The organism is Emticicia sp. W12TSBA100-4, assembly GCF_040253585.1.
Classification (GTDB): Bacteria; Bacteroidota; Bacteroidia; order Cytophagales; family Spirosomataceae; genus Emticicia.
The window spans coordinates 290,219-302,225 of the sequence record NZ_JBELAU010000003.1; the positions used below are offsets into that span (position 1 = coordinate 290,219).

Genomic DNA, 12,007 nt, shown 5'->3' on the forward strand with positions numbered 1-12,007 from the left:
TTGCATGAAATTACTTCATTTTTCTCGCAAATATAAAATTGGCATCCTGTTTGATTTAATATTTTTACCTAACTTGGTTTTTGTTATACTATCCTTAATTCCATGAATAAATTTATTGTTTCAGGGCGACGTCTCGCTTTGCTAGTCGGTACATTATTGCAAGTCAGTTATTCTTCGCATTCGCAAAATACGCTTGCATATACCGACCCCGAATCTCACTACAACAAAGGAATTGAACTTTTTCAGAAAAAAGTTTACACTGCTTCTCGTGAAGAGTTCAAACATTATATTCAGCTTACAGAAAAAACACTCAAAGAAAATGAGTTTAATTTGACAAACGCTGAATACTATTCAGCGTTATCGGGTTTATATGCTAAAGCCATTGATGCCGATATTGAAATTGAACGTTTTGTGGTTAATCATTCCGACCACCCCAAAGCCAAAGTTATCTACAATGATTTAGGAAAATATTTTTACGACCAAGGAGACTATAACAAAGCTATCGTCTATCTCGAAAAAGCCACCTCTGATGCGAGTGATAGTCAACAATCGCTCGAACTGAAATATAAATTGGCGGTATCTTATTATCAGACTAATAATTTTCAGCGTGCGTTACCAATTTTTAATGAGGTAAAAGCAGTTGCTTCTGATTATCAATCACATTCTGCCTATTACGCAGGCGTGATTAACTACAAAAATGAAAATTATGATGCTGCACTTACTGATTTAAAGAGGGTTGAAAATGTGAATCCTTATAGAATAGAAATCCCGAATTGGATTGCTAATATTTTATATGTCCAAAAGAAGAATGATGAGCTTTTGGCCTATACCGAACCAATCATTGAAAAACCGAATGGAAAAAAAATAGATGATATTTGTTTAGTAACGGCTGAGGTTTGCTATTTCAAAGATGATTTTGTGAAAGCGGCAAAATATTATGATAAATTCAGAAATTTTAAACGTGGAGCAGTCTCAAATCAAGTTACCTTCCGACACGCTTACAGTTTATATAAAACCAATGTTTTTGATAAAGCCGTAGAGAATTTCAAGAAAATTGCTGCTCAAAATACAGAAATCGGTCAACAAGCGGCTTATTATTTAGGCATTTCTTCATTAAAAGTCAATGATTTGAATGCGGCATTGGCAGCATTTGACCGTGCGAAAACCGCTAACTTTGATAAAGTAATTAAAGAAGAAGCTCAATTCAATTATGCTAAAGTTGCCATTGACTTAGGTAATAATCAGCAGGGAATAAATGAATTACAAGATTATCTAAAAAATTATCCAACCGGAAAATATGAAGATGAAGTAAATGAAATTTTGAGCGATGTTCTATTCGATTCAAACAATTATTCACAAGCAATTTCATACATAGAAGGCTTAAAGAAACGTACTAGCAAAATCAACTTGGCATACCAACGCCTATGCTACAATCAAGGAGTATTAGATTTTAATGCAGAGCGATATACCCGAGCCATTCAGTATTTTGATAAATCATTGTCGCAATCAATTGATGGTGAACTAAAGAATAACGCACAGTTTTGGAAAGCTGAAGCTGCTTATGCTGTAAAATCTCCTGAAGCTGAGGCTTTGTATAAAGATGTTATCAATGGTTCAAATGAAGTTCTCAGACAAAAGAGTCGCTATGGCTTGGCTTACTTAAATTACAATAATAAAGACTATAAACAAGCGAGTAATTATTTCAAAGAGTTTTTGAAAGGAAAACGTGATGAAAGCAGTCGACAAAATTTTGAAGATGCATTGGTAAGAATCGGAGATTGTTATTTGGCAACCAAAAATTATAATGATGCCATCACGTATTATGACCAAGCAATCAAAGAAAACAAAACCGAGAAAGATTATGCGATGTACCAAAAGGCACTTACATTAACCTTTTTGGGCAAAAATCAAGAAGCTCAACAACTTTTTGATAGACTTTCTGCACAATATCCAAATTCTCGTTTAGTTGACGATGCTCTTTATCAAAGTGGTGCTTTAGAACTTGACAAAGGAAATAACCAAAGTGCTATTACGATTTTGAGTAAAATGGTTCGTGACCGTCCGAAAAGTGCTTTAATGCCTAAAGCTTTAGCAAAAAGAGCCTTGGCGTATTCAAATATGAAAAACTTTGAAGCTGCAATTATTGATTATAAGGTTATTTTACAACGCTACGGAAGTTCAGATGAAGCTGATAATGCTTTATTGGGTTTACAAGAAAGCCTAAATTCTGTTGGTCGTCCAGAAGATTTTTCTACGGTAGTTGATGAATACAAAAAAGTAAACCCAGCCAACGGTTCAGTTGAAAACTTGGAATATGAGTCGGCTAAAAACCTTTATTTGAATGAAAAATACGATAAAGCGATTGCCGCACTTCAAAAATACATCAGGAACTACCCAAATAGTACCAATAGCTTTGAAGCAAAATATTACATTGCTGATTCATATTATATTTCAAATGATAAACCAAATGCTTTGAAGTTTTATAGTCAAGTCATTGCCGATAACCGTACAACCTTTGTTACTAAATCTGCGTTAAGAGCAGCGGCTATCGAAGTATCAAATAAAAGCTACCGAAATGCAATTACAAATTATAAAACTGTATTAGTCACTTCTCAGAACAAAAGAGATATTGTGACGGCATGGCAAGGTTTAGCGGATTCATATTATACAACGGGTAATCAAGACTCTGTAATGGTATTCTGTCGTGAAATTATCAATAATGGCGGAAGCATTGTTATGGGAGCCACTAACAAAGCCCAACTTCAACTCGGAAAAGCGTATATGCAAAAAGCTGATTATCAAAAAGCCGAAGAAGAATTTAAGAAAACGATTGCAATGGCCAAAGATAACAATGGAGCGGAGGCAAAATACTTCATCGGTGAAATGCAGTATAAATCGAGAAAATATAAAGAGTCGATAAAAACTTTACAAGAATTAGCCCAAGATTTCTCAGAATTTGTGTATTGGTATGAGAAAAGTTTCTTGCTTATTACGGAAAATTATATTGGTTTGGACGATTATTTTATGGCTAAAGCAACGCTTAAATCAGTCATTGAAAATTCGGATACTCCCGATACTATCGATGCTGCTAAGAAGAAACTAAAAGAAATCGAAAACAAAGATTAAGCTGTTAGTTGTCTTTTTCTTAAAGTCTCATAATCAATAAGTTAAGTGGGTAAACTTAAAAAAAACTTAAAAACATGAATTTTCTCAAAATTAATAACTCGTTACCGCTCAATAATTTTATGGTTTTTAGAATTATGTCAATTTTTGGCGTAGTTTTAATAAAAAGTACAAGTGTTTTTGCACAATTAGATGATGACATCGTAATCACAAAAGACCGTAAAGTGGAGCTTCCACCAGCCAATCGTGTCTTTGAAAAAATTCCTCCCATAAAACAAAATCCTGAAGACCGTCAGATGAAATATTCTTTCTTCGACCGTAAGTTAAAGGGAATAGAAGAGGTTAAATTTAATCCAACTGTGGTTTCTCCCGATGGAGGAAAAAAGAAAGAAGAGCAAGAAAAATACAATAATTATGTAAGTCTCGGAGCTGGTAATTTTGGAAGAATTTTTGGAGAATTGTATGTCAATTCTGCTCAAGATAGTAAAATGATTTTTGGGGTTCATGCCATGCACAACTCAACAAGTCGTGGCCCTGTCGATGATAAAAACTCTGCAAATATGTATGACAAAGCTGAGTTGACAGGAAAATATTTGGCTGAGAAATTTCAAATTAATGGCGGCCTTTCCTACAATCGTGACCAATATTATTTTTATGGATACAAGCGTCCAAGAGTTGAGTTTGACCGTAAAGAAATACGTCAGATTCTGAACACATTAAACTTCAATGTTGGTTTTGAAAACATTGCTCCAAATCCAAGAGTCGATTATGCTCTGAAAACAAATATTCGTTCGTTAAAAGACAACTACGCTGCTCAAGAAACCGATTGGACAACCACTTTCAATGCTTATTTCCCGATTATCGAAGATAAATTTATTGCTGTCGTAGATGCAGATGCCAATATGGCTCAACGCAGTGACGGGGAAGTTGATAAAAGAAATTTGTTCAGAGTTGAGCCATCTTTCAAAGTCAATCTCAATCGTTTTGGAGCAAGTTTCGGTTATAAAGCGGTCAATGAATTTGATGAAGTCAAGAAAATCAATCGTACAAAAGGATATCCAACGGTTGAACTTACCTATAAATTCCCAAGTTTAATTTACGTTTTTGCAGGTTATGATGGCGATATTATTCGTAATACACTGGGTAGTTTCTTGACAGAAAACCCATACTTAAAACCTCAAACTCAATTATTAAATACTGAAAAACTGCAAGAGTACTACGTCGGTGGTAAAGGCGACATTGTTTCGGGGCTAAGTTTTAATTTTAGAGGCTCAATGGGATATTACAAAAACTTGTATTATTTCAATAATTATGCTCCAAAAGCCAACGAAATTTTGGCTGATACTGCAAAATTTACTGTTTTGTACGATAGTCTAAAAACGCAATATCTGAATGTTAATGTGCAATTAAATTACCAACCAGCTCAGATCTGGCGTACATATCTTCGCACTGAAATCAATCATTATCAAAGAAGAGCCTACGAAAAACCATTCCATCGTCCACTCCTTACTGTTAAGTGGGGAAATACTTTAATCGTTTCGGATAGGCTCATCGCAAATTTAGATTTGGCTTACATCGGAAAAACTTTTGCTAAAAATCCGACTACAAATGCACTCGTGACCAACAAAGCGATTTTTGATATGAATGCCGAGTTTGATTATCTGTTCGGGAAGCAATTCACCGCTTTTGTTAAATTGAATAACATTTTAGGGAAGAAATACGAACGCTATCTCTATTATCCGCAACAAGGTTTGAATTTTCTTGTAGGAGTCAATTTTTCGTTTTAACTTAGCATTACAAAGGACTCCAAATTTATAATATCTCTCATGAGACCAGTTGCTGACCATATCCGTACCTTATTATACGAACACGATTACGTGACCGTACCAAACTTTGGGGCTTTTATCGCAAATTATTTACCCTCAAGTTTCAATGAAATTAGTGGCTCATTGATGCCACCACAAAAAAGAATTGCTTTCAATGAGATTTTAAAACAAGATGATGGGTTGTTGGCTACACACATTTCTCGCCGTGAGAGTGTAACCATTGATGAAGCAAAAAGAAAAATTCAATCTTTCGTAACCGACATCAAAGATTCATTGGCCACCGAAAAAACATTTAGTTTTGATAAAGTTGGAAATTTTGTGTTGAATGAAGAAAACAGTTTAGTTTTCGAGCCAGATAGAAAGAATAATTTTTACAGTGAAAGTTTCGGTTTTGATAGTTTATTTCCACGCCAAATTGCTAAAGAGAAATATACTTATAGTCAAAATTTTGAAGAAGATGCCGAGGAACTTTTGATTCATAAGTCATCGTATTCGAGTACAGCCGTAAGAAAATCGACTGGTTGGACTTACGCACTTTATTCTATTCCGATTTTACTTTTATCAACTGGCTTATTTGTTGTTCTTTTTGCAGGGCCAAAAAGTAATAGCGATACTGCAAAAAGTAGTTTTAATCCTCTCGACTATATTCCTAAAAAAGAGGAAGTTGTTCAGAAAGTTGCCTTTAAAACTCCAATTACAGAAACCGAAATCATCAAACCGAATTTTGATGAAAAACCATTAACTACAACTGAGTTAAAACCAGAACCTGCAAATCCAGTTGCAAAAATTGAGATTGCTCCAAAACCAGTGGAGGCTAAACCAGAAGTTACGAAACCAGTTGTAAAACCAACAGTTGAGACAGTAGTTTCAACAATAAATAATACTGAAAAGCGTTATTTGATTGTTTCAGGTGTTTTTAAAAGTTTAGAAAACGTAGAAAAATTGCAATTTATTCTTCAAAAGAATGGATTCTCTCCAAGTGTTGTTAAAGTAGGTGAATTATCAAAAGTAGTTGCTGCCGAAGCCAGTTCTTATGCTGAAGCGACACAGCTTGCCGAAAAACACACGAAATTAATTGGAGAACGACCAGCAATTATCAAAGCTAACTAATTCTATTCGATTGATACAAAAAACCTGTAAGCAGCACTTACAGGTTTTTTTATGAATATTTGTTATAGCAAAATAGGTAGATAAATCTTTATAATTCGTCAATCATCATTCGATTTATTCGTCATTTAAAATAAAATTCTATGCAATCAGCATCGCTCGATAACGAAAATAAGCAAAATCAGACTACTGCTTTTTTATTGAGTTTAGTAATCTATGCTCTATTTTTGGGTTTACTGTTTTTTTTAGAATTGATGTACACACCGCCAGAAGAGGCAGAGGGTGTCGAACTCAATTATGGTGTTGACTTAGTTGGGAGTGGCGATATTCAAACAACCAACAAAGCCAATGTCTCACCAAATAACTATGATGTAAAACCTTCAGAAAAAGATGAGGCCGAAGCAAAACCACTGAAAACAAAGCCAATCGTTACGCCACCACCTGTCGAGAAAGTTGAAAAGGTGAAAGTGAAGGAAGCTCCTGCAAAACCCGTGATTACGGCTGATGATGAGAAAAGTCCAGTAACTGAAAAAGAAAATAATAAGCCAGTAAAAAAGGTTGAGACTAAGCCAGTAGTTAAGCCTACTCCAGTAGAGACAAAAGCTAAACCAGAACCAGTGAAGCGTTCAGTTGAAGAAGGTTCGATAATGAAAAAAGGTGGAACGGGTTCTGGAAGTGGAGCGAAATCTAATAGTTCATCAAACGGAACAATCGGTACACGAGATGGAGTTGGTGGTAATAATAATGGTGATGGTAAAAAAGGAGAAGTCGGTGATAAAGGAGACCCAAGAGGAACGCCCGATGGAAAAAGTATGATGGGCAAGCCTGGTAAAGGTGGAGGCTCTGGTGCTTCAATTGGTGGACTTAGTGGATGGAGTAAAAGAAAATTATCATTACCCAATGATGGTTCTTCCGAAACTGGCAAAATTGTTTTTAAAGTTACAGTTGACGATTCAGGAGATGTGGTTGGTATTAGCGTTATTTCATCAACGGTTAGTCCATCAGTACAGAACTTTTACAAAAATTATATTCAACAAAAACTTAGCTCAGTGCTTTCTCCCGAAGGAACGCCACCGCCAAGAGCAACGGGAACAATTACAATTAATATACAATCGGGTAATTAATCTAATTCAAGATAAAATCAAAGGGCATCCATCGGATGTCCTTTTTTATTTGTCCATTTATTCAACTAAATACATTTTCTGTTTTGCCACTATCTTCTTAGCTTTGCACTAAAGTTTATTTCTCGAATGACGTACAAAGAAACCATAGATTATTTATATTCACTACTCCCAGTTTTTCATCGAGATGGTGAAAAGGCATTTAAAGGGGATTTGACAAACATTTTAAAAATTTCCGAATATTTAGGAAATCCACATTTAAAGTTCAAAACAATTCATGTGGCAGGCACTAACGGAAAAGGCAGTACATCTCATTTTTTATCAGCAATTTTGCAGAGTGCGGGATACAAAACAGGGCTTTATACCTCTCCACATTTGAAAGATTATACAGAAAGGTTCAGAATAGATGGTGTATCAATTCAAAAGGCGAATATAATTTCCTTCGTTCAAGAGCATAAGGACTTTATTGAACAACTACAACCATCTTTTTTTGAATTGAGTGTCGGAATTGCATTTGATTTTTTTGCTAAAGAAAGAGTAGATATAGCTGTAATTGAAGTTGGTCTCGGTGGTCGTCTTGATTCAACCAATATCATTACACCTGAACTCAGTGTCATAACAAACATTGGCTTTGACCATGTAAATATTTTGGGGGATACATTACCAAAGATTGCCAGCGAAAAAGCCGGTATTATTAAACCAAAAGTACCAGTTGTAATTTCAGAATATAATGATGAAACGAAGCCAGTTTTTTTAGAAAAGGCACAATTGACAGACTCTGAAATTTATTTTGCCTCAGAAAATCTCAACATTATTGAAAAGGAAAGCCAATCAACTAAGTTGATAGTTGATGTTTTTGCAGTAGATGGTGCAGAGGAAACTTTGTTGTATGAAAATTTATCGTCACAATTGATTGGTAAATATCAGTTAAAAAATATTGCTGGAGTGATTCAAAGCATTCAAGTACTCAATAAAATCGGTTTTAAAATTTCAGATAAAGCTCTCAAAAATGGTATTTCAAATGTTGTAGATTTAACTGGTTTGAAAGGCAGATGGCAAATCTTATCAGAATCTCCATTGACCATTTGTGATACTGGTCACAACGAGAATGGAATAAAAAGTGTTTTAGCTCAAATCTCAAAGCTTAAAGTTAAGAATAAGTATTTTATTCTTGGCTTTGTGAAAGATAAAAACATAGATGAAATTCTTGATTTATTTCCAAAAGATGGAATTTACTATTTTTGTCAAGCTAAAAACCCCCGTTTTACGCCCGCTGAGAATTTGATAAAAATAGCTGATTCGCATGGATTATCAGGCTATTCAATTCTCAGCGTGAATGAAGCACTTGAATTTGTTAAGAATTTGGCTCAAAAAGATGATTTTATTTATGTAGGTGGAAGTACTTACGTTGTAGCCGAGTTAGATGAGATATAATTTAAAATGTATAGTTTTATTAAAAGTATATTTAATTTAATAAAATTATTTTAAATATAAATACTAAAAGTATTATAAGAAAAAGTATATAAGTGTTTGATAATTAATAATTTGTAAATAAAGTAGGAGAGTGGCAAGAAGAAAATTACCAAGATTTCAGCATAATGCAGAATCTGAAAATGTTGTCGAAAGAGGCAAAGAATTATACACTACCATCAAAGGGAAATGGAGAGAAAAATATTTCAAAAATTCTAATCCAATTGTTCTTGAACTGGCCTGTGGTAAAGGAGAATATACAACTGGTTTAGCAAAAGAATTTTCTGATAAAAATTTCATTGGAATTGATATAAAAGGCGACAGAATTGCTCGTGGGAGTAAACGTGCCAATGATTGGGGACTCACAAATATCGCTTTTTTGCGAACTTCAATGGCTTTTTTAGAAGAGTTTTTTGAAGATAACGAAGTTGACGAGATTTGGTTAATTCATCCCGACCCTCAACCACGAGATAAAGAAGAACGGAAACGTCTTACTAACAGTCGCTATTTAGGTCTTTATAAAAAAGTCCTAAAAAATGATGGAGATTTCTTTTTCAAAACTGATAATTACCCTCTTTTTGAGTACTCTCTCGATACTATTCCAGCAGCTGGATTTGAAATTTTAAGGCAGACAACCGATTTATATACTTCACCGTTACTTGCCGAACACTTCGGAATTGAGACTCATTATGAAAAATTGTTTGTTTCTAAAGGGTATAAAATCAATTATTTAGCGTCTAAAAATCGAAAATAAGTAATAAAAAAAAGGGCTGTAAAAGCCCTTTTTTTTATTATAAGTAGTCCAGAGACTACAAATTATTTTGAAATCAATGTTGCAAAATACTTAACAGTTCTTACAAGTTGACTTACATAACTCATTTCGTTGTCATACCAGCTAACAGTTTTTACTAATTGGCTATCACCAACCGTTACAACTTTAGTTTGTGTGGCATCAAATAAGCTACCGAAAGTTGTTCCGATAATATCGCTACTAACGATTTCGTCAGTGTTGTATCCAAAACTTTCAGTTGCGGCTGCTTTCATTGCATCATTTACTTCATCAAGCGTAACTTTTTTGCTCAAAATACAAGTCAATTCTGTCAAGCTACCAGTAATTGTTGGAACACGCTGAGCACCACCGTCTAATTTACCTTTCAATTCTGGTAAAACTAAACCAATTGCTTTTGCCGCACCAGTACTATTAGGGATGATATTAGCAGCAGCAGCTCTTGCTCTACGTAAATCACCTTTAGCATGAGGAGCATCGAGCGTATTTTGATCGTTAGTATAAGCGTGAACTGTTGTCATGCTACCAGCTACAATTCCAAAGCTATCATTCAATACTTTAGCCATTGGAGCTAAACAGTTAGTAGTACAACTTGCACAGCTAATGATTGTTTCACTACCATCTAAGATATTATGATTTACATTGAAAACGATTGTTTTCAAATCGCCAGTTGCAGGGGCACTGATAATAACTCTTTTTGCACCAGCAGTTAAGTGAGCAGCAGCTTTATCTTTATCAGTAAAAAAACCTGTACATTCCAATACTACATCAACATCATGCTCTCCCCAAGGAATATCCGCTGGATTTTTTTGAGCATAAATTCTGATTTCATCACCATTAACAATAATGCTATTTTCAGTCGATGTAACAGTAGCGTTAAATCTTCCTTGAGCACTATCATACTTTAATAAATGAGCGAGTGTAGAAGGACTTGTTAAGTCATTGATTGCTACTACATCAATTCCTTCCATGTTATAAATTTGACGATAGGCTAATTTACCGATACGTCCGAATCCATTAATTGCTACTTTAACTTTTGACATTTACGTAAAATTTTGGTTTAAGTAATACGATGCAAGTTAATAAATTTATTGTGAAATATAAATATAAAACGATTAAGAAGTTTAGAATCATATATTTGTAATCCTTGGTTAGTAATACAAAATATAAATACTAATATAATTAGTATTACTAACTAAAAACTCAATTATATTTTAGCAAAAATTGCTAAAATATATAGTAATATTTTACTCTTTCATTCACAATGTCGAGTATAAATTCTATATATTTCGCCTCCTTACTAAAGTATTTAACTTTAAAATAGCAGCCTTAGCTTATTTTCAAAGTTTTAAATTGACTATCATTATACAAAGTTTATTAATCCCAGATGGTGGAAGGTAGGGAAGGAGTCTTTATCCTCCTCAATAACCATTATTAAATACACTCTCTACTTGCAAATAAACTTCTACCTATGTATCTTTGAGTATTATAAATTTAGATCAAAACAAAGGATATCTTAATATCTGCCAAATTTTATTTGCCTTAGAAAAGTACAAGGATTTTAAATAAATATAAAACTTAAAAAAACCTTAAACTAAACACGTAAACACCTTATAATTAACCATTTACACCAAATAAAGCAAACAAATACTTTATATACTTATTTTATAATGAATCAAAGAGAAATCATCGAACAAGCATGGGATAACCGTGAATTATTAAAAGAACAAAGTACACAAGATACTATTAAAGAAATAGTTGATTTGGTTGATAAAGGAGAACTTAGAGTGGCTGAGCCAACAGCAGATGGATGGCAAACTAATGACTGGGTAAAGAAAGCTATTATCCTCTACTTCCCAATGCAACAAATGTCGGTACAAGAAGTTGGTATTTTTGAATACCACGATAAAATGAAACTAAAAACTGGCTACGATAAATTAGGTGTACGAGTTGTACCTCCAGCCGTGGCTCGTTATGGTGCTTTTTTAGCAAAAGGTGTTATCATGATGCCATCTTATGTAAATATAGGAGCTTATGTGGATAGTGGTACAATGGTTGACACTTGGGCGACAGTAGGAAGTTGTGCTCAAATCGGTAAAGATGTTCACCTTAGTGGTGGCGTTGGTATCGGTGGAGTGCTTGAACCACCTCAGGCTTCACCAGTAATTATCGAAGATGGTGCATTTATTGGTTCAAGATGCATCGTTGTAGAAGGTGCAAGAGTTGGAAAAAGAGCAGTTCTTGGTGCTGGTGTAACAATTACAGGCAGTTCAAAGATAATTGATGTAAATACTGGTACTGAATATATTGGATATGTACCTGATAACTCTGTTGTTATTCCAGGAATGTTACCAAAAAAATATCCTGCTGGAGAGTTTGGAGTTCCGTGTGCTTTAATTATTGGCCAAAGAAAGGCAAGCACTGACTTAAAAACATCACTCAATGAAGCTTTAAGAGAAAATAATGTTTCGGTTTAAGATAAAAACAACGAATTATCTGATACCAATAACAAACACAAAATGCCCATTCAAACTAATTTGAATGGGCATTTTTGATTAATGCTGTCTATTTAC

Annotated in this window: 8 protein-coding genes; 7 read left to right on the top strand and 1 reads right to left on the bottom strand. The window is 34.1% G+C overall.

What is annotated here, in order from left to right:
- Positions 1-102 precede the first annotated feature (102 nt).
- The 6 genes from ABR854_RS05180 to trmB all read left to right on the top strand — a co-directional run bounded on the left by ABR854_RS05180 (position 103) and on the right by trmB (position 9,401).
- A complete protein-coding gene (locus tag ABR854_RS05180; protein ID WP_350264298.1) occupies positions 103-3,126 on the top strand; it encodes a tetratricopeptide repeat protein in 3,024 nt (1,007 codons plus the stop codon).
- Between the two features lie 74 nt (positions 3,127-3,200).
- Complete coding sequence (locus ABR854_RS05185) at positions 3,201-4,910, top strand: TonB-dependent receptor (RefSeq protein ID WP_350264299.1); 1,710 nt, start codon at positions 3,201-3,203, stop codon at positions 4,908-4,910.
- A gap of 39 nt (positions 4,911-4,949) precedes the next feature.
- Positions 4,950-6,059: an HU domain-containing protein gene (locus tag ABR854_RS05190; protein WP_350264300.1), complete on the top strand. Its 1,110-nt coding sequence runs from the start codon at positions 4,950-4,952 to the stop codon at positions 6,057-6,059.
- 140 nt (positions 6,060-6,199) lie between these two features.
- Positions 6,200-7,180, top strand: coding sequence for a hypothetical protein (locus ABR854_RS05195; RefSeq protein ID WP_350264301.1), 981 nt, complete (start codon positions 6,200-6,202; stop codon positions 7,178-7,180).
- A gap of 126 nt (positions 7,181-7,306) precedes the next feature.
- Positions 7,307-8,611, top strand: coding sequence for a bifunctional folylpolyglutamate synthase/dihydrofolate synthase (locus tag ABR854_RS05200; protein ID WP_350264302.1), 1,305 nt, complete (start codon positions 7,307-7,309; stop codon positions 8,609-8,611).
- A gap of 130 nt (positions 8,612-8,741) precedes the next feature.
- Positions 8,742-9,401 carry a tRNA (guanosine(46)-N7)-methyltransferase TrmB gene (trmB, locus tag ABR854_RS05205; RefSeq protein ID WP_350264303.1) on the top strand — a complete coding sequence of 220 codons (660 nt, stop codon included), beginning with the start codon at positions 8,742-8,744 and terminating at the stop codon, positions 9,399-9,401.
- A 62-nt stretch (positions 9,402-9,463) separates the two neighbouring features.
- Here trmB and gap read toward each other — a convergent pair whose 3' ends face one another.
- Entirely contained in the window at positions 9,464-10,477 is a 1,014-nt protein-coding gene (gap, locus tag ABR854_RS05210) for a type I glyceraldehyde-3-phosphate dehydrogenase (protein WP_350264304.1), read from the bottom strand.
- Between the two features lie 627 nt (positions 10,478-11,104).
- Here gap and ABR854_RS05215 point away from each other — a divergent pair.
- Positions 11,105-11,911 (top strand): 2,3,4,5-tetrahydropyridine-2,6-dicarboxylate N-succinyltransferase, encoded by an 807-nt coding sequence (locus ABR854_RS05215; protein WP_350264305.1) that lies wholly within the window; start codon positions 11,105-11,107, stop codon positions 11,909-11,911.
- Positions 11,912-12,007 lie beyond the last annotated feature (96 nt).

Coding starts and splice junctions, on each gene's coding strand:
- ABR854_RS05185 (WP_350264299.1), top strand. CDS start 3,201: ATGAATTTTCTCAAAATTAATAACTCGTTACCGCTCAATAATTTTATG.
- ABR854_RS05190 (WP_350264300.1), top strand. CDS start 4,950: ATGAGACCAGTTGCTGACCATATCCGTACCTTATTATACGAACACGAT.
- ABR854_RS05195 (WP_350264301.1), top strand. CDS start 6,200: ATGCAATCAGCATCGCTCGATAACGAAAATAAGCAAAATCAGACTACT.
- ABR854_RS05200 (WP_350264302.1), top strand. CDS start 7,307: ATGACGTACAAAGAAACCATAGATTATTTATATTCACTACTCCCAGTT.
- ABR854_RS05180 (WP_350264298.1), top strand. CDS start 103: ATGAATAAATTTATTGTTTCAGGGCGACGTCTCGCTTTGCTAGTCGGT.
- ABR854_RS05215 (WP_350264305.1), top strand. CDS start 11,105: ATGAATCAAAGAGAAATCATCGAACAAGCATGGGATAACCGTGAATTA.
- gap (WP_350264304.1), bottom strand. CDS start 10,477: ATGTCAAAAGTTAAAGTAGCAATTAATGGATTCGGACGTATCGGTAAA.